Source organism: Kitasatospora misakiensis, from assembly GCF_042656005.1.
Lineage (GTDB): Bacteria > Actinomycetota > Actinomycetes > Streptomycetales > Streptomycetaceae > Kitasatospora > Kitasatospora misakiensis.
The window spans coordinates 71,630-89,628 of record NZ_JBHSOF010000038.1 but is presented as its reverse complement, the minus strand read 5'-3'; the positions used below and the strand labels follow the sequence as shown (position 1 = coordinate 89,628).

Genomic DNA, 17,999 nt, shown 5'->3' with positions numbered 1-17,999 from the left:
CCGCCGCCCTGGCACTTCGCGGTAATCAGCCGCGGTGGGCTACGGGCCCGCGAGTGCAGCCTGCCAGCCTGCCCCGGCCGGCTCACACCAAGCCGCGTGCTCAACGCGATCGCCTCGGAGAGGGGCCTCGCGGCGGCCGAACTGGTTGCGACGCGGCGCATCTGCGCTGAACGGCCGAGCAGCGGGGTCATCCTCCGCGCCTTGGATGCTGAACTGTAAGACGCCCATGCCTGGGCCCAGATCGCTGTGCCGAACACGACACCTGTCGCCAGGGCGCTGATCAGCCCTTGGTGAAGCCGCTGGGTGACGCACGAGGGTCTGTACTTTGAACGGTGTAACTCCCGATCATGGAAGTAGCACCTGATGAGCGACGTGACTGTCTCCGTTGAGGCGGTTGAAGAGGTCCGGCCGGTCGAGCTGCCGGTGGACCTGCTGGACGATCAGTTGATCGGGAAGCTGGTCGACCGGGCTCGTGCGAGCGGCCTGCGACTGACCGGCGAGGGCGGGCTGCCGCAGCAGCTGACCAAGCGCGTGCTGGAGTCCGCCCTGGAGGGCGAGATCACCGAGCACCTCGGCTATGAGAAGCACGACCCGGCCGGCGCGGGCAGCGGCGACTCCCGCAACGGGGTGCGGTCGAAGACCGTGCTCACCGAGGTCGGCCCGGTCGAGATCGAGGTCCCTCGTGACCGGGAGGGGAGCTTCGAGCCGCAGATCGTCAAGAAGCGCCAGCGCCGCCTGACCGGCGTGGATGAGATGGTGCTGTCGCTGTCCGCGCGCGGCCTGACGCACGGTGACATCTCTGCCCACCTGGCCGAGGTCTACGGCGCGAGCGTGTCCAAGACGACGATCTCCACCATCACCGACAAGGTCGTCGACGGGATGACGGAGTGGCAGAACCGGCCGCTCGACTCGGTCTACCCGGTCATCTTCATCGACTGCGTTCACGTGAAGGTCCGCGACGGACAGGTGGCGAACCGGCCGATCTACGTTGCTCTCGCGGTCACGGTCGACGGCACCCGCGACATCCTCGGCCTGTGGGCCGGCGACGGCGGCGAGGGCGCCAAGTACTGGCTCCAGGTGCTGACCGAGATCCGCAACCGGGGCGTCGCGGACGTGTGCATGGTCGTCCGCGACGGCTTGAAGGGTCTGCCCGACGCCATCGAGACCGTGTGGCCGCAGGCGATCACCCAGACCTGCGTGGTCCACCTGATGCGGGCATCCTTTCGGTACGCGGCCCGCCAGGACTGGGACAGGATCTCCAAGGCGCTCAAGCCGATCTACACCGCGCCGACCGCGAAGGCCGCCGAGGACCGCTTCCTGGAGTTCCAGGAGGCATGGGGCGACAAGTACCCGGCGATCGTGCGTCTTTGGGAGAACGCGTGGGCCGAGTTCGTGCCCTTCCTCCAGTTCGACGCCGAGATCCGCCGGATCGTGTGCACCACCAACGCGATCGAGTCGGTCAACGCCCGCATACGCAAGGCCGTCCGCGCCCGCGGACACTTCCCGAACGAGCAGGCCGCGTTGAAGTGCGTCTACATGGCCGTCATGAGCCTGGACCCCACCGGCCAGGGACGCAAACGCTGGACCATGCGATGGAAGCCCGCACTGCAGGCATTCGACATCGCCTTCGACGGCCGACTCTCCGTCGGCCGCCGGTAACTCACACCACCCGAGTTACACCGTTCACTGGACACACCCTTCATCGCCACCCACATCGGCCTCAACTACCTCACCGAAGCCCTCGACCTCGCCGCATCCGGCAAGGTCACCCCCTCGATCAAGACCTTCACCAAGGAACGGATCGTCGACGCCGTCACCAATGTCACCGAAGGCAACGTCCGATTCCGCGCCGTCATCACCTACTGAGGCGCACGCTTAGTACTCCAGTGTGACTTCGCGATCTACGTGCTTGAGGGGATGGCAAGTCGCCGTCGATAGTGGCTGCGACGTGCGGAAGCTTGGTGGCTTCTGCGCCAGTTCGACCAGTGCAGGAGCGCGTTCAGGGACGTGACCGGCGGGCTGAGCAGTGCGCCGATCAAGCGGCGGATCTCCGGGACGGTCAGGTCGACCGGTTCTCCGCTTCGGGCGGGACGGTTCGGATCCGCAGGTCTGGTCGGCCTTGCGTCGTCGGTGGCCACGGCCAGGAACGCGAGGGCGAACATGGCCAGGGTGACGTGCCTGTGCCAGGCGGTCCAGTTGCGGACCTGGTAGTGGTCCAGGCCGACCTGGCCCTTGGCCGCCTGGAAGCACTCTTCGATGCACCAGCGGATACCGGCGACACGCACGAGCTCCGAAAGTGGCACGATCCGGGGGGACCAGCAGAGGTAGAAGGCGAGCTCGCTGGTGGTGGGATTGCGGCGGACCAGCAGGTGGCGGTGCTCGTCGGTGCCGTTCTGCACCCAGGCCCAGTCGTAGTAGCGGGGCCCCTTCGCCCCGGAACCGGCGCTCTGCCGCTGCCAGGCCGAGGCGGGCAGCCGGTCGGCGGCCTCGTCCGCGCGGATCAGGGTGCGGCCCTGGTTGATCCGCACCCTGGTCGCGCAGGAGACCGCCAGCACGTAGCTCACCTCGCGGGCCTCCAAACCGGCCCGCAGGCCGGGGTCCTGGCCGTATGCCTCGTCGCCGGTCACCCACGACGTGCCAACTCCGGCATCCAGAGCCGCCGTGATCATCTGCAGGGCGAGACGGGGCTTGGTCGCGAAGACGACGTCTTCGGGCACGCCGGTCCTGCGGCGTCGTTCGGCGTCCTTGCTCCATGTGTGTTCGGGCAGGTAGAGCCGGCGGTCGATCAACGCCCGTCCCCTGCTGGAGGCGTAGGCGAGGAAGACGCCCACTTGGCTGTTCTCGATCCGACCGGCGGTGCCGGTGTATTGCCGCTGGACGCCTGCCGAACCGCGGCCTTTCTTCAGGAATCCGGTCTCGTCCACGATCAGGACACCATCGCAGGTGCCGAGATGGTCCACAACGTAGCGGCGGACCTCGTCGCGCGCTGCGGCCGTGTCCCAGCGGGCGGTTCGTAGCAGCCGCTGCATCGGACCGGGACGATGACGGCCGGCGTGCTCGGCCGGCTGCCAGCAGTTCTTGCGCTCGGTCCCGGACAACAACCCGAGGAGATAGGCGCGGGCAGTGGCCCGAGGTTCCACCCGCCCGAACAGGCCCGCGATCCGAGCCATGCCCTGGTCGAACAACGCCTGCCATCGAGCAGGGTCTACGCTATGGCCCGCGGCCACCGCACGATCTTCAAGAGTCCACACAAACCCTTGATCATCTCGCGGTGGCCGCACTCATCAGGCGTCGTAGTACTCACCGTCGTCGCCCTGAACCCGCGCGCCGAGCGCCTTCGCCACCTCGCGCATCGTCGCGATCACCGCATCGCTCGGGTTCTTGGACACGATCCGTCCGGCGTTCCACCACAGCGGAACCACCATGAGGCCGGGATCGGCAGCGATCACCGCGTCCCACTCCGCCGCGCTGATGTCCTGACCCTCTTCATCCCACCAGTTCTCACGGCGGGTGATGTGCACGTCGTAGCCCATGGCCAGCAAGAGTAGGCCGCGAGACCAACATGATCGCGAAGTCACACTGGAGTACTAGCCGGGGCTCGGTGACTTCGTCAAGCGCGTAGCCCCCTTCGGCCACCAGCGTCCGTATCTCGGCTGGTGGCACCCCAAGCGGGGACTGCCAGCGCTCGGCGTCGTCGAGGAGTGCGTCCACCATGGCCGTGAAAGCCCTGCGCCAGTCGGATGCGGACATCCCGGACTCGGCCGCCGGATAGCCGAACCGGCCGTCCTCCGGTGCCAGGGTGTGCAGCCGTGCGGTGATCGCGCCGAGTTCTCGGCGCAGCGCCGCCTGGGCGGCGGGCGACAGGCGGTCCGCTGCCTTGTCCCACGAGGCGCCCTCAAGTACGGACACGGCCAGGAAGTCCTCGCCCGCGTACAGCAAGGCGGGCGTCGGCACCCCGCCCCCGGGAGGAGCCTGGATGCGCCGGTAGACCATGGCCTCCGTGGCCATGATGCCGCGTTCGTAGCGCAGGACCGCGACATCGACCGGCGGGGCGAGCTTGACGACGGCGGGGCGGCCGTCGTCGAGAACAACACGGTAGGCGGTGTTGAACCAGCCGTCGGTCAGCTCGGACTCCAGACGGCAGCCGATTCCCGTGGATGCGCGCAGCAGGGCGTCGAGTTCACTCGGGGACAGACGGCGCTTGGTCCGACTCTGCATGGAGGCACACTTTCGGGTGGGGTCGAAGCTTGCAGGAGGCACTGGGAGCGCTCCCATGATGTCGATCACGAGCCGCTCCGTCCAGAGAGATTCGCGGCCAGAGCCGGTTCCAGCCAGCGACAACACCATGTTCTGGTTGAGGCAACGCAGTTGGAGGAGCGCATGGCGGTGCCCGGCAGCGGGTGCGAAGGGTCCGCTCGATGGCCAGCGATCAGGGAGTCACGAGCCAGCCGCGGAACTTCTCCCGCCTCGGAGGCGATTGACCACCCTGGACAGGGTGAGTGCCGTAACCGTGTCCCGGACACCGGGCATCTGGGCTACGTCTTCCCAGATGGTGCGGACGCGTTCCAGGGACGGCGCCTCGATACGCACCATGATGTCGAATTCTCCGCTGAGGATCTCGCAGATGACCACCTCTGGAATGCGTTTGAGCGCGGCCAGGACATCGCCGCCGCGCATGCGGTCTTGGCGGTAGACCAGGACCAGGGCTGAGACGACGCCCTCACCGGTCCCGTCGCCGGACCTGACGATGGTGTAGCCGGCGATGTGGCCTTCACGCTCGAGGCGCTCGATGCGCTGGCGGACCGCGTTGCGCGACAGGAGGACGCGGTTCGCCAGCTCGGCGTGCGAGATGCGAGCGTTGCGGCTCAACTCGGTGACGATCTTCTCATCGATGGCATCCATGGTGGACGGTCTCGTCTCCTTCGCGATCAAGGCACGACCCTGGCAGCCCGGGGCGCCGCCGGGGGCGTACAGCAGGCGGAGCCCGTCAGAAGCGGGAACGGCTGTCTTCCAACTCACGCGAGGTCGCAAGGAGTTGCGCCAGCGCAGGCGGGGTGTCGGCTGTCGCGTAGGCGTCCGCCGACTCCGACGAGTCCCCGTACCCCCACAGCACCCGGATGGTCGGGATGCCCTCAGCGGCGGCGCTCTGCACGTCGTAGCCGCGGTCGCCCACCATCAGGGGCCGGGAGACGTCGACGTGCTGGGCGTGCAGGCGCCGAAGGCACTCGCGGATCACCTGGCGCTTGCTGGTGCGCCCCGCCCCGTCGGAGGTTCCGCACACGGTTGCCAGGTACGGGGCCAGGCCGTAATGCTCGGTGATCCGCTCGGCCTGGTCCTCGACCTTGGATGTAGCGACCGCCATGGGAAGAGCGGCAGCGGCCAGTGCCTCCAGCAGTTCGGGAACCCCGTCGTAGACCCTGCTGTCCAGGGCGCCGCTCTCTGCGTACTGCGCCCGGTACAGCTGCAGGGCCCGCCTGGCGGTCTGCTCGTCCAGGCCGACGACGTCGCGGAACGTGTCGTGCATGGGCGGGCCGACGAACGTGAGCAGCTTTCCCCTGTCGGGCACGGGGACGCCGAGTGCGGTCAGGGCGGTGGCGACGCTGGCGATGATGCCGGGGGCCGAGTCCACCAGGGTGCCGTCGAGGTCAAGGAGGAGGCAGGTGGGTCTCACGGGAGCACCTCCTTCTTTCGGGTGCCGGGGGGCGGCGTCCCCGGGGTGGCTTCGGGCAACGGCAACTGCTTGGCATAGCAGCGGCTGAGCTGCTTGTCCTGATACGGCGGGTAGTTGGGGATCCGCGTGTAGCCGGCCCGGGTGTAGACGGCGATGGCCTCGGGCTGGTGGACTGCGGTCTCCAGGCGGATCTCGGGGTGTCCGAGGCCGGCGGCTGTGTGTTCGGCCTCGGCCAGCAGTCGGGCGGCGATGCCGCGTCCGCGGGCACTCGGTGCGACGTACATGCGCTTGAGCTCGGCCGCGCCGTCGGGGAAGGGCTGGATCGCGCAGCAGCCGACGGGCCGGCCGTCGATCTCGGCGAGGAAGAAGCGGATACCGGGCTGGATGTGAGCTCCGCCGGTGCATGGTTCATCGGGGTAGCGGGCAGCGAGGTCGGTGTCGAGGTCCCGGACGAGCCGCAGAATTCTGGGGTCGTCGGGTGCGGCCTCGGTGATGGTCGGTTCGTTGCTGGTCACAGGCTGTGGTTCCCTTCGAGGATCAGGTCCAGCTGGGTTTCCAGGACGCGTCGCTGCAGGTCCGGCGGGTAGGCCTCGGGATCGGTCACGGCGTTGAGGGCCAGGCCGTCCAGGCAAGCGACCAGGCTGCGGACCCGCGCCTCCAGACCGGGCGGCTCCGGCTGTCCGGGCAGGGCTGCGCCGGCCAGTCCGGTGAGGCGGCGAACCCAGGAAGCGTGGCTGACGGTGTGTTCGTGGAGGAGTTCGGGGTCGGTGCGGGTGGTGAGCAGGAAGTTCGACCAGACCACGGCTTCCAGTCGCCGCTCCTCATCCAGGGGCAGCGCCTGCTCGGCGACGGCGTACAGGCGCTCCCGAGCTGTCGCGCGAGCGGGCATCGCGTCGATGCGGTCGGCCATGCGGCGGTGCATGACGGCGCGGGCGTGGGTGAGCAGGGCCTTCTTGTCGCGGAAGTAGTGCGTGACCATGCCGGTCGTGCAGCCGGCCGCGGCCGCGACCGCCCGCAGGGTCAGACCCTCGAGGCCGCTCTCCGAGACCACCTGCCACACGGCTGCCGAGATCTCCGAGCGGCGTTGCGCATGGTCGACCTGCTTGGGCACGCGGCACGCTCCCGGTTGTGGAACAGTCGTTACGCAACCGATGTTACGCAACGAGTGCCGACAGCGCCAGAGATGTTTTGCGGTCGCCATCTGGGTGGGGCTCCCAGCGGAGGACGGTTCAGGCGCGGCGGATCAGGATCCGGACGTGATGATCGCGTCCGCGACGTCGAAGAAGCGCTGATGACCGCGGTCCGGCATTCGGCGTTCTGCTCGACAGATCACGCCGGGATCCGCCGGAAGCACCTTGGTCTGCTCCCTGGCGGGAGTGAACGTGAGACCGCCCCTCGCCATCGGCATCCCTGCCGTCTCCGCTGCGGTCGCCGCCGCGACCGCAGAGATCCGTTTCGCAGGAGCGGGCGAGCAGCCCCCGCGAGCACACAGAGCGGAACGTCGTCAGGACTGTGCCGTTCGGCATGCCGGACGGCCGTTACGACATGGAGCCGGTGACAGGCATGAGGGCGAGGCTCTGATCAGCCGCACCTCGACAGCAGCGGCCGACTGCGAAGGAGCCAATGACATGGGCCGATACGACCTCTCCCTGATCGGATTCGGCGGCGTGAACCGGTCGCTCGCCGAACTGATCGCCGAGCGCGGCGACGAGCTGAAGGCTGAACTGGGTTTCGGCCTGCGGGTGGTAGCCATCACCGATCTGCGGGCCGGATCGCTGGTCCAGGCCGACGGCATCGACCTGCCCGCCCTGCTCGCGACCGCCCCAGGAGAGCTGGACTTCTCCCGCATGGCGGGCGGCAGCACGGAGCCGCGCAACCAGCAGGTGATCCAGGACGGTCCGGGCGACATCGTCGCCGAAGCCACGTTCACCAACCCGGCCGACGGCGAACCCGCGCTCTCCCACGTGCGCTGGGCGCTGGAGGCGGGCAAGCACGTGTGCACCACCAACAAGGGACCGGTCGCGCTGCAGGGCCCGGCTCTCAAGGACCTGGCCGCCCGGCACGGGGTGAGCTTCGAGTTCGAGGGCTCGGTGATGAGCGGAACCCCGATCCTGCGCACCGCCGAGCATCTGCTCACGGGTCTGCGCGTCACCGGGGTCGAGGGCATCATGAACGGCACCTCGAACTACATCCTGGGCCGCCTCGAAGCCGGCGCCGCCTTCCCCGACGCGGTCAAGGAGGCCCAGGCGCTCGGCTACGCCGAGGCCGACCCCACCGCCGACGTCGAGGGCTTCGACGTCCAGCTCAAGGTCATGATCCTGGCCCACCAGGTGCTGGGCGCGAACCTGCGCCGCCAGGACGTCGCCTGCGAGGGGATCTCGCAGCTGACCCCGGCCGACATGCGTGACGCCGCGTCGCGGGGCCTGCGGTGGAAGCTGGTCGGCCAGGCCACCCGACGCGAGGACGGCTCCGTCGACGCCCGGGTCGCTCCGGCCGCGCTTCCGGCCGACCACCCGCTGGCCGCGATCTCGGGTACGACCAACGCGGTTTCCTTCCACACCGACCTGCTGGGCGCCGTCACCGTCTCGGGCCCCGGCGCCGGCCGTACCGAGACCGCGTACGCGCTCCTGTCGGACATCATCGCCATCCACCACCGGCACGGCGCCGCCGAGGCGCACCGCACGCCCGAGGAGTCCTTCCGTGGCTGACACCCTGCTCACCCATCGCCTGGCCGCCCGCCTCGGCGTCAACGACAACGACGACGACAAGGGCTTCCTGGCCGTGCACAGCCCCTACACCGGGGAGGCCATCGGGTCGGTGCGCGTCACCCCCGCCACCTCCATCGCGGAGGTCATGGACCAGGCTCGCCGCGGCCGGACCGCCGCCGCCGCGATGTCGCGCGCCGAGCGCGCCGCCGTGCTGGAGGGCGCAGCGCGGCTGATGGAGCAGCGCGCCGAGTCCTTCGCCCGGCTCATCACGGCCGAGGCGGGCAAGACCATCGTCCAGGCACGCAAGGAGGCCGCCCGCGCCGTGAACACCCTGGCCCTGTCCGCGGCGGAGGCCCGCCGCAATGCGGGCGAGGTGATCCCCTTCGACTCCTACGCGGGCTCCGAGCAACGCCAGGGCTGGTTCACCCGGGAGCCGCTGGGCATCATCGCAGCAATCACCCCCTTCAACGACCCGCTGAACCTGGTCGCGCACAAGCTGGGCCCCGCCATCGCCGGCGGCAACGCCGTCGTCCTCAAACCGTCCGAGCTCACCCCGCTCTCCGCGCTCCGGCTCGTCGACACCCTCGTCGAGGCCGGCCTGCCGCAGGACGTGGTCACCGTAGTCAACGGCGGCCGTGAGCTCGGCGCCGCGGTCATCACCGCGCCGGAGGTCCGCATGGTCTCCTTCACCGGAGGCTTCGCCACCGGCGAGGCCATCGCCCGCACAGCGGGATTGAAGAAACTCGCCATGGACCTCGGCGGGAACGCGCCCGTCCTCGTGCTGGCCGACGCCGACCTGGACCTCGCCGTGGACGCCTGCGTCTCCGGCGCGTTCTGGGCCGCCGGCCAGAACTGCATCGGCACCCAGCGCATCCTCATCGCCCGCGAACGCTTCGCCGAGTTCCGCGACGCCTTCGTGGCCAAGACCCGGCAGCTGCGCGCCGGTGATCCCGGTGACGAGGCCACCGACGTCGGCCCGATGATCACCGAGGCGGTGGCGCTCGCGGCCAAGGCGAAGGTGGATGCGGCCATCGCCCAGGGCGCCGTCCTGCTGTGCGGCAACGAGATCGACGGCACCCTCTACACCCCGACGGTGCTGGAGAACGTGCCCGCAGACAGCGCCCTCTACCGCGAGGAGGCGTTCGCCCCGCTCGTCATGCTGGAAGCCGTCGACTCCTTTGAGGAGGCGCTCGCCCGCGCCAACGCGATCGACTTCAGCCTCCACGCGGGCATCTTCACGACCAGCCTGGACCACGCCATGGCCGCTGCCCGCCGGCTGGAGGCAGGCGGGGTGATGGTCAACGACTCCTCGGACTACCGGTTCGACGCCATGCCGTTCGGCGGATTCAAGTACGGCAGCATGGGCCGAGAAGGCGTGCGCTTCGCCTACGAGGACATGACGCAGCCCAAGGTCGTGTGCATCAGCCCGGCGGGCCGGCTGTGACCGCCGCAGCCACTGGCCAGGGCGCGTTCCGCACGGAGATGGACTCCCTCGGCGAACTGGATGTCCCTGCCGGCGCGTACTGGGGCGTACACACCGCCCGCGCCCTGGACGACTTCCCGATCAGCGGGACACCGGCGGACAGGCTCCGCGTTCGCGGCCGGTTCCGATTCCGCGCTGGAGTGAATCCCTGAGCCGTCATCACATGGCGAGCGATCGCGATCGCGTGTGCCGCGGGAGGCCGCGAGTCCTTCTCGGAACCGTCTGCAGAGAGCCGCACAGCAGCCGGATACTGGGGTCATGCCCGGACAACGGAAGCTGATGACGGCACAGGAGATCCACATGTTCGTCAACGGTGCGCTCACGGATGCCTCCGTCGACCTGGCCGTCCCTCTCGGGCTCTCCCTCGGGCTTCGCGAGGGCCTGCGCGCCACCGTTCTCGCCTCGCTTTTCCCGTGGGGACTACCACCCGGCCGCTGGCGGTGTCCCAGGGAGCCTGACCTACGGCGACGGCGACCAGGTCAGCATCGTGGCCCTCTCCCCCGAGTCCGAACTCCTCTTGTCCGCCTACCTGGAGCGGCGACCTTGAGCCGAGCCCACGGCCTGGGCAGGACACCCGGCGTGGGGGTCTGTCCAGTGAACGGCTCTGTCCCGTAATCGGCCCGAGACAGAGCCGTTCTTTTTACAGACCCTGGCGGTAGGCGTTCGGGCGGCCACGTGGGGCTGCTGACCCCCGCAGTCCCCATCACGAGATCCCCAAACCGAAGTCCGCCGCCACCCCGGTCCGCGCGAGCACCCAGTGCCGAGGGTCAAACCTGGCTCCACGTCGGATCGGGGTGAGCACCGTGTCGTGCGCTGTGGGCGTGCTTCGCGCCCCTTTGCCCAGTGCGACTTCGCGGCTGCCGAGTGGGCAGTCACGTGAAGGAAGTTGCTTGCGTGAAGGGAGAGTTCAATGGCGTCTAGTGAGGCTGAGTTCGAGCGTGGGCGGGTCTACCGGCGCTGTGGCTGCCGAGCTGCGGATCGACGTCCGATCGGGGCGCGCTGCCCGCGGCTGACGGCGGATGAACTGCACGGGAGCTGGGCGTACGCGGTGGACATGCCGACGAACGGCGAGGGACGCAGCACCCGGCGGCGCAGCGGTTACGGGTCACGGGAGGATGCCGTGTACGCGCTGCAGTGCGTGCTGAACGCGGAGGCGACGGGCGTGTTCGAGGACCGCAAGCTCACGGTCGGTGCGTTCCTGCTGGAGTGGGTGGCGTTGAAGGAGCGGACGCTCAAGCCGTCCACTTCGGCCTCCTACGCCAAGTGCGTCCGCCAGGAGCTTCTTCCGGTGTTCGGCCGGATGCGGCTGAAGGACCTGCGCTCCCGGCACGTCGCCGCCTGGCAGGCCGACCTGCGGGATCAGGGCCGCGGTGCGCCGACGGTCTACCGACTCGGGGCGACGCTGCGCAGTGCCCTGAATCACGCCGTCCACAAGGAGCGTCTGATCGGCTACAACGTGGCCGAGGGTGCCATCGGCGCGCGGCCGGCGGCAGCCGAGCGCCTGTGCTGGACCGCGGTGCAGGCGGCAGCGTTCCTGCGTCACAACCAGCTGTACTACCGCGACCAGGTCGCCGACGTGTTCGAGGTGATGCTGGGAACCGGGATGCGGCGCGGGGAGGTGCTGGGGCTGCACTGGGAGGACGTCCACTTCATGGAGCGCAAGATCTTCGTCCGCTGGACGCTGGCCACCATCGACAACAACGAACTTCACCTCTGCGCACCGAAGACCAAGGCGAGCCGGAATTGGGTCAGCGTCAATCCACGGGTCCTGGCCGCGCTGCAGCGTCAGGCCGACCACCAGCAATCCCTGCTGCCTGCGGGAGCCCCACTGCGTGGACTCGTCTTCGCTGACATCGACGGAGCCCCACTGCGCCCGCAGTACGTCCTGGACCAGCTGCGGCACCGCCAGGCCGAGGCCGGGCTGCCGCAGATCACGATCCACGACCTGCGGCACACGGTGGCGACCATCATGATCACCTCCGGGGTGTCCATCGCGATCGTGTCGAAGGCGCTGCGTCATTCGACCATCGCGACGACCATCAACATCTACGGACACCTGCTCAAGCACGCGGCCGACGACGCGGTCAACGCGCTCGCCCATGCCTACGAACTGGCTGCCACGGACCTTGAGGACTGGCCCGGTTTCCAGCCCCGCCACGCTGCTTGACCGGCCCGGGAGTCAACTACCCAGGAGTAGATCGGACACCGCCCGGGGAGTAGCGAGTGTGACGCGTCCAGACGACCAGTCGACGCCGCTCTGGTGGACCGCGATCACCCCGGCCTGCCAGAAGGTGAGCGGATCGTGCTCCCGGCCGGTGAACGGCTCCGTCTCAAGTATCGGGAGCGCCATATGAACCAGGTGTACGGGCCCGGCGTACTCCTCTTCAGCGAGCCGCCATGCCTGGTCGATTGAGGCCGTGATGAGGCGCTGGACGTTGTCCAGCGCCTCATCACGTGCCTTGCGCCGTCTGCCGAACGCTTCGTAGACCGCTGCCGACGCCGCCCGTACGCAGTCCGCCACCCGCGCCTCGCCTTCGGCGCAGGCGCTCTGCCAACGCATCCACGCCTCCAGCAGCAGCCACTCCCCGTCGACCCCCCAGCTCCCCACACACGCCGGCTGCCCTTCCCGCAGCCCGACCGGCACGGGCAGGGCCGCGACGCAGGCAGCCGCCAGCAGTTCGCGCGGGTCAACGCGGCGGGCAACCGCTCCGCGAGCCTGCTCGACCGCGCCGGTCAGCGCGGACAGCCTGGGCCCTGCCCAGGGCTCCAGCCAGGGGAAAGCGGCAGTGGCCGCAAAGCCCTCAAGCGCGCGCGTCTGCGCGCGGCGCCACACTCGCACCGCCTGGGCGGGCTCAGCGCCCGCAGGCCCTGGTGTCGGCACCGGACCCGCCGGCGCGTCGTCGCCCGCCACCACGGCGGGAGTTCTCAGCCCTGCCACCGCGACCGCGAACTCGCTCACGGGATGGTCTGCCGACAACATCCACGCGCAGGACCCGCACAACGGCCCGGCCGCGAGCCCGACACGGCCCAGCCGCGCACTGGGCCCCAACTGGCGGCATGCCCGGTCACCGTGAAGCACAGCCCGGCCCCCCCGGGACGCTGTAACAGTCCAGGAGGAGGGAACCCAGCGAACCCAGGGGCACGTCATCGCCGAAGATCTGCCCCAGCCGCACCCGGCGCGCCCCGCCCCTCAGCACGCCGTCTCCCGAAGCCCGCGGCCTGCCGGGCCCCTTTGCGCCCCAGCAAGGAGGACGGCCTGGCCAGGGCGGCTCCCGCCTGCGTGGTGGTCGCATGGTGGTCGCAGACCTTCGCCTTGCTGGGCCGCCCCCGCGCCGACATCTGGCCCAGAAAATGCGGACAGAGCGGAAGAAAGCTCACAAATTGAACGATGCTCACGCCCGGCCCCGTCAAGCCCGCGACGCGAGGTCACCCGCCGCAGGACGTCCCGAGTGGTTAACGATCCGGCCACCGATCGAGCCACGTGCGCCAACTCCAGCCATACAGCAGCGAGTTGACGAGGTCAGCCCGCGCCCGGCTGCGATCCGCGACCACCCTGCGACCACCACCCCGCGACACGCACAAAAAAGGCCGTCCCCATCCTCAGATGGAAACGGCCTCCGACCTGCGGATTCGCAAGTCGGGACGACAGGATTTGAACCTGCGACCCCTTGACCCCCAGTCAAGGGGTTCAACTATTGTCGGCAGCCGAGGCCTCGCGGCCTCGGCTTTCATGTTGCTCAACCATGCTAAAAACATGAGAAGTTGATGCTCATCATGGAGATCCACGGTCGACAGGGCTCGAACCCGCGCGATGCTCAGTCGGGTTCAAGTTCGTACATAGATGCCCGTTATCGCCCACGGGCGCTCATACGCGCTCACCGAGCGCGGTCCCAAACTGGTCCCCAAATGGTCCCCAGGCCCCCGGACCGGCCTTGGTCACTGCGAGTAGCAGCAATCTGTCGGCCCTTCAGAGGAGCCCGCCGGCCGACTGCTGCGGACCGCCGCACATTGCCGCTGGCCGGCCCGAGCACCCCGGGTAGATCAAGGTCGACTGCCCGCTGGCTACGGCTAGTGATCTTCCGGACGGTGTGTCGTCTTGAGCGTGTCCTCGCCGGCTGGTTCTGACGTGCCTCGCGCACCGCCCCGCACGCTCTGCCGCCACGCCCGACCGAACGGCGAGCCTTGGACCAGATCACCGCGTTCAAGAAGGAGAAGCACATGGGGCAGCGTGCGCAGCGGGGCAGGGTGTGTCGGCGGTGTGGGTGCCGGGACAGGGGCGGGCGGCAGTTGGGTTCGTGGTGTGTGCGGTTGCTGGAGGAGGCGGGGCACGGGTCGTGGACGTACTCTGTCGATCTGGCGCCGCAGGACGGCAGGCGTCGGACCCGGCGTCGTAGCGGTTTCGCGACCGAGGCCGAGGCCGCGCAGGAGCTGGCGGCGGTGCTGGAGGGTGAGCTGAGCGGGGCGTACGAGGAGCGCCGTACCACCGTGGCGGACTACCTGCGGGAGTGGCTGGCCGCGCGGAGGGAGGAACTCACGGTCAACACCTACGCCGGCTACAAGGCCTATGTGGAGAGGGACCTGATCCCGGCGTTCCGGCGTTGCCGGCTGCTGGACCTGCGGCCGAAGCAGATCGAGGACTGGACGGCCGCGCAGCGCAGGGCCGGCCGGGGCCGGGTCACGCTGTACCGGGTCGTCTCGACGCTGCGCAACGCGCTGAAACATGCGGTGCGCTCCTGGCGGCTGAAGTTCAACCCGGCCGAGCACTGCGTGCCGCCCAAGCCCCGCGCCGAGGAACGCACCTGCTGGACGCCGGTGCAGGCCGCGGCGTTCCTGCGGCACAACGCCGAGCAGTGCGCCGACCAGCTGGGTGACCTGTTCGAGGTCCTGCTCGGTACCGGCATGCGCCGCGGGGAGGTTCTGGCCCTGCACTGGTCGGACGTCCACCTCATGGACCGCAAGCTGTTCGTCCGCTGGACGCTGTCGGCCGTGGACAACGGCGACCTCCATTTCAACCAGCCGAAGACCGAGGCCAGCCGCGCGTGGATCAGCCTCTCCCCCAGAGTCATGGCCGCCCTCCACCGCCAGGCCGCGATCCAGATGAACTCCCACCCGGCGGGCCAGCTGGAGGGCCTGGTCTTCGCCAACTCTGACGGATCGCCCCTGCGGCCCCAGTGGGTCCTCGACCAGCTCCGCAAACGCACCGCTGAAATCGGCCTGCCCCGGATCGGGCTGCACGACCTGCGCCACACCACGGCCAGCATCATGATCGCCGAAGGCATCCCCATCGCCATCGTCTCCAAGACCCTGCGCCACGCCACCCTGGCGACCACCATCAACCTCTACGGCCACCTCTTCAAGGACTCCGCCGACCAGGCCGTCGACGCCCTCGCCCGAGCCCTCGACCAAGCCCAGACAGGCCGACTCCGCGCCGCCCCCCGTGGCGACGACGGCCTGCCGCTCGCCGCGTAGCGGCGGCCGTGGACGGGACCTCTAGCCGGTCCGGTGCAACAGCATCGGACCGGCGCCCTGGGGTCGGCAGCCTTCATGGCTCGGGGTCGGCCGGCCTCCCGCTCTGCCGGAACAGTGCCGCGGTCCACCAGTCCAGAGGAAGCAGTACGGGGAACGCCGGAGGCGGTCTCGACTCCGAGCGGCGTAACCCGACCGCGCCAGATTGGCAGGCTATAGCGGGTGACCGGGGGCCATATCATGGCGCTTCTGTCGGTGAAGGTTCGTCGTCCGGTTCGATCAGAGCCAGAAGGCTCTGCATCGCCCAGTCGGGAAGGGCCAGAGCGGTGGTCCGGGCAGGTGTGCCTTGTGCCGGAGGAGCCGTTCCTGGAAGGTGGCGCGTGTCAGCCAGGCGAAGATGTCATCGTCCAACAGGTCGGGGTGGCTGGCCGGCGGCGTCAGCGAAGTGTTCCGGGTCTGTGCAGACCTCGAGGACTGCGGCGGGGAGGGTGTCTGCATCCGCGGCGCGGCCGATAGCACGGCGGGTCACGGTTTCGAACCAGCCTGAGCCTCCCTTCCTGCAGTTCATGCGGAGATCCGCCGGGTCGTCTGCACGACCAACGCCATCGAGAGCGTGAACACCCGCATACGCAAGGCCGCCCGAGCCCGGGGGCACTTCCCGAACGAGACCGCCGCGCTCAAGTGCGTCTACATGGCCGTCATGAGCCTGGACCCCACCGGCACTGGCCGCAAACGCTGGATCATGCGCTGGAAGCCCGCACTCCAGGCCTTCGACAGCGCCTTCAACGGCCGACTCTCCGTCGGCCGCCAGTAACTCACACAACACGAGATACACCAGTCGCTGGACAGACCCGGACGCAGCGGCAACGAGCATTGCTGGATCAATTTGTCTGCACTCCTATCACTCCGACCGTAGACGGATGACCGTAATCACACATTCCGCTTCAGAGGGCAACTGGGCAATCCACCTGTCGGTAGACGAATCAGCGAATGCCTCGGCATGTCCGAATCTTCACACTATATGTCGGACGTTTATTGAGCGTTTACCAGGCGAGACCAGAGTGAGTTCTGCAGCGAGCGTGTCGCAACAGCCAGGTGATTCGATCTGAGTGTCGAGTGATCCGAGCCGCTGCGGCGCACGCGCTTGGTGCATCCTGACTCAGGGCAAGATCAAAGAACCAGCCGCCTACCTTCGGCTGCCGCCTTGCGGACGTGAAAGTCGGTGCGGGGCCGTCCGCCGACGCCGCATGACACTTGGGCCTTTGAACTCGCGCAGGAGTCCGGCGAAGGGTCCGGCCGAGAGACTACGTACTGTCGCCTTGAGCATGCCGTTCAGCTTCTCCGCCTCCCCTGGGCTCCCCGGACGACCCCCGCCCTGGAGCACGACAGTATGGAGCGCCGATGACCACGGAGGCGACGCGGCATGTCCTGGACGACGGAGCAGCGGCTCAGGTCGCCTTGATCGACATCGCAAGGGCATCCGGTGCGGTGTGCGTGCAGCTGCCGCAGGAGCGGATCGAAGGCCGACGAGTCCAGGAAGTCTGCACGGACGCAGCCTCGTCCGCCGACGCGATCACGGACCCCAGAGACCGTCCTCTCCACCAGAGTGTTCAGCAGGTGCTCATAGAAGCCACCGACACCCACCGGAAGGGCTTCTTCTACCTCCTCGCAACCTGCGGCCCGAAGTCCTGGCTAGTCAGCGCTCGCGAGGCGAAGAAGTTCCCGAGCTATCCCAAAACCGACATTCTCGACGCCGTACGGCTGGCCAAGCTCGCCGAGCGCGGCAGGTTCCGCGCCTCCTTCTTCCCACCGAAGCCGGCGCCGCAGCTCAGCGACCTCACCCACGCCCACACCTCGCTCGCCCAGGACCGCATCCGGCACAGGCACCGCATTGAGACTCTCGAAGACGCCCAGCTCAAACGCTCCACCATCGTCGCCGAGCTCTTCAGAGCCTGGAGACCGGCGATACTCGGGATCCTGGTCACCGGAGAGCGAAATCCCCTCATAATGGTCGACCTGGCCCGCAGGTGCCTGGCCAATAGGCGCGATGCACATGTCGATGAACCCATCAGGCAGTTCGCGGATCAGCTTGGCCACCTGCTGCGAATTTTGCTGGATACCATCAACCACTTCCCCACACAGATCCGTGAGCTCGACCGGCGGATGAAGGTGCCCCTCGAGACGATGACAGGCCGGCAGAAGGACAGCGCCGGTCCGGCTGGCCGAGGGAATCCCTGGCGCAAGGACGCCCTGGGCGAGACGCCCAACGCCCCCGACCACACCGACACCCTCCTCGACGCCCACTACCGATGCATCACAAACAAAGAGGCCACGCGCCGGCGCTCGTCATGGTCGGACCCGCTGGGCGTCCGCGAAAGCCAGTCCGCTTCGCCGTCGACAGAATGGCCGATCGGGGCGAACGCGGGCAATTTTACGCACAGCTACATGATCCGGCTTCCGGCCTCGCCAGAGGGCACCGTCCTGGGATTATCGATGGTTCGCAGATGCAAACCGGGATGGCCATCGCTGTGGATTTCACACTTTCCGTCATCGGGTAGATTTTCGGCAGCTCGCCCCGATGCTCCACTCACAATGACCAGGAACCAGCCATCGTCAGCCCGACGATCATCCAAAAGCCATCGCGCCTGATCACAGCGAGCACCGAACAACA

General features: G+C 68.6%; 15 protein-coding genes and 1 pseudogene. 7 read left to right on the top strand and 9 right to left on the bottom strand.

The window, feature by feature from the left end; translation table 11 throughout:
• On the bottom strand, window positions 1-191 hold a 191-nt coding region (locus tag ACFP3U_RS25625), incomplete at its 3' end, for a hypothetical protein (protein ID WP_380228007.1).
• A 181-nt stretch (window positions 192-372) separates the two neighbouring features.
• On the opposite strand from ACFP3U_RS25625, the gene ACFP3U_RS25620 reads away from it, so the two are divergent.
• Window positions 373-1,659: an IS256 family transposase gene (locus ACFP3U_RS25620; protein ID WP_380228012.1), complete on the top strand. Its 1,287-nt coding sequence runs from the start codon at window positions 373-375 to the stop codon at window positions 1,657-1,659.
• A gap of 242 nt (window positions 1,660-1,901) precedes the next feature.
• Here ACFP3U_RS25620 and ACFP3U_RS25615 read toward each other — a convergent pair whose 3' ends face one another.
• The 7 genes from ACFP3U_RS25615 to ACFP3U_RS25585 all read right to left on the bottom strand — a co-directional run bounded on the left by ACFP3U_RS25615 (window position 1,902) and on the right by ACFP3U_RS25585 (window position 6,782).
• Complete coding sequence (locus ACFP3U_RS25615; RefSeq protein WP_380228011.1) at window positions 1,902-3,170, bottom strand: IS701 family transposase; 1,269 nt, start codon at window positions 3,168-3,170, stop codon at window positions 1,902-1,904.
• A gap of 114 nt (window positions 3,171-3,284) precedes the next feature.
• On the bottom strand, window positions 3,285-3,533 hold the full coding sequence (locus ACFP3U_RS25610; RefSeq protein ID WP_380228006.1) for a hypothetical protein: 249 nt from the start codon (window positions 3,531-3,533) through the stop codon (window positions 3,285-3,287).
• Window positions 3,502-4,287, bottom strand: a complete 786-nt coding sequence (locus ACFP3U_RS25605; protein ID WP_380228005.1) for a phosphotransferase family protein — start codon at window positions 4,285-4,287, stop codon at window positions 3,502-3,504. The genes ACFP3U_RS25610 and ACFP3U_RS25605 overlap by 32 nt, the downstream gene beginning before the upstream one ends.
• A 150-nt stretch (window positions 4,288-4,437) precedes the next feature.
• Window positions 4,438-4,902 carry an Lrp/AsnC family transcriptional regulator gene (locus ACFP3U_RS25600; protein ID WP_380228004.1) on the bottom strand — a complete coding sequence of 155 codons (465 nt, stop codon included), beginning with the start codon at window positions 4,900-4,902 and terminating at the stop codon, window positions 4,438-4,440.
• Window positions 4,903-4,987: 85 nt separating this feature from the next.
• Entirely contained in the window at window positions 4,988-5,671 is a 684-nt protein-coding gene (locus ACFP3U_RS25595; RefSeq protein ID WP_380228002.1) for an HAD hydrolase-like protein, read from the bottom strand.
• Window positions 5,668-6,186, bottom strand: coding sequence for a GNAT family N-acetyltransferase (locus ACFP3U_RS25590; protein ID WP_380228001.1), 519 nt, complete (start codon window positions 6,184-6,186; stop codon window positions 5,668-5,670). Before ACFP3U_RS25590 ends, ACFP3U_RS25595 begins: the two co-directional genes overlap by 4 nt.
• The gene (locus ACFP3U_RS25585; RefSeq protein ID WP_380228000.1) at window positions 6,183-6,782 is read right to left on the bottom strand and encodes a TetR/AcrR family transcriptional regulator; all 600 of its coding nucleotides are present in this window, start codon (window positions 6,780-6,782) and stop codon (window positions 6,183-6,185) included. The genes ACFP3U_RS25590 and ACFP3U_RS25585 overlap by 4 nt, the downstream gene beginning before the upstream one ends.
• A gap of 517 nt (window positions 6,783-7,299) precedes the next feature.
• Between ACFP3U_RS25585 and ACFP3U_RS25580 the strand changes: the two genes are divergently transcribed.
• From ACFP3U_RS25580 to ACFP3U_RS25570, 3 genes are all read left to right on the top strand, one after another.
• Window positions 7,300-8,379: a homoserine dehydrogenase gene (locus tag ACFP3U_RS25580; protein ID WP_380227999.1), complete on the top strand. Its 1,080-nt coding sequence runs from the start codon at window positions 7,300-7,302 to the stop codon at window positions 8,377-8,379.
• Window positions 8,372-9,823, top strand: coding sequence for an aldehyde dehydrogenase family protein (locus tag ACFP3U_RS25575; RefSeq protein ID WP_380227998.1), 1,452 nt, complete (start codon window positions 8,372-8,374; stop codon window positions 9,821-9,823). Before ACFP3U_RS25580 ends, ACFP3U_RS25575 begins: the two co-directional genes overlap by 8 nt.
• Before the next feature lie 1,159 nt (window positions 9,824-10,982).
• Window positions 10,983-12,029: a site-specific integrase gene (locus tag ACFP3U_RS25570; RefSeq protein ID WP_380227997.1), complete on the top strand. Its 1,047-nt coding sequence runs from the start codon at window positions 10,983-10,985 to the stop codon at window positions 12,027-12,029.
• A 12-nt stretch (window positions 12,030-12,041) separates the two neighbouring features.
• Here the strand turns inward: ACFP3U_RS25570 and ACFP3U_RS25565 are convergent, their stop codons facing one another.
• The gene (locus ACFP3U_RS25565) at window positions 12,042-12,821 is read right to left on the bottom strand and encodes a hypothetical protein (RefSeq protein ID WP_380227996.1); all 780 of its coding nucleotides are present in this window, start codon (window positions 12,819-12,821) and stop codon (window positions 12,042-12,044) included.
• Between the two features lie 1,343 nt (window positions 12,822-14,164).
• Between ACFP3U_RS25565 and ACFP3U_RS25560 the strand changes: the two genes are divergently transcribed.
• The 3 genes and pseudogenes from ACFP3U_RS25560 (at window position 14,165) to ACFP3U_RS25550 (ending at window position 17,977) form a co-directional block, all read left to right on the top strand.
• The gene (locus tag ACFP3U_RS25560) at window positions 14,165-15,331 is read left to right on the top strand and encodes a tyrosine-type recombinase/integrase (RefSeq protein WP_380227995.1); all 1,167 of its coding nucleotides are present in this window, start codon (window positions 14,165-14,167) and stop codon (window positions 15,329-15,331) included.
• Window positions 15,332-15,899: 568 nt separating this feature from the next.
• Window positions 15,900-16,142 (top strand): annotated as a pseudogene (locus ACFP3U_RS25555) (transposase); the annotation flags it as partial.
• Between the two features lie 587 nt (window positions 16,143-16,729).
• Entirely contained in the window at window positions 16,730-17,977 is a 1,248-nt protein-coding gene (locus tag ACFP3U_RS25550; protein WP_380227994.1) for an IS110 family transposase, read from the top strand.
• The last annotated feature ends 22 nt before the right edge of the window (window positions 17,978-17,999 follow it).

Bases quoted from the DNA above. Each gene is read 5' to 3' on its own strand.
- ACFP3U_RS25600 (WP_380228004.1), bottom strand. From the start codon at position 4,902: ATGGATGCCATCGATGAGAAGATCGTCACCGAGTTGAGCCGCAACGCT.
- ACFP3U_RS25580 (WP_380227999.1), top strand. From the start codon at position 7,300: ATGGGCCGATACGACCTCTCCCTGATCGGATTCGGCGGCGTGAACCGG.
- ACFP3U_RS25550 (WP_380227994.1), top strand. From the start codon at position 16,730: ATGACCACGGAGGCGACGCGGCATGTCCTGGACGACGGAGCAGCGGCT.
- ACFP3U_RS25615 (WP_380228011.1), bottom strand. From the start codon at position 3,170: ATGGCTCGGATCGCGGGCCTGTTCGGGCGGGTGGAACCTCGGGCCACT.
- ACFP3U_RS25610 (WP_380228006.1), bottom strand. From the start codon at position 3,533: ATGGGCTACGACGTGCACATCACCCGCCGTGAGAACTGGTGGGATGAA.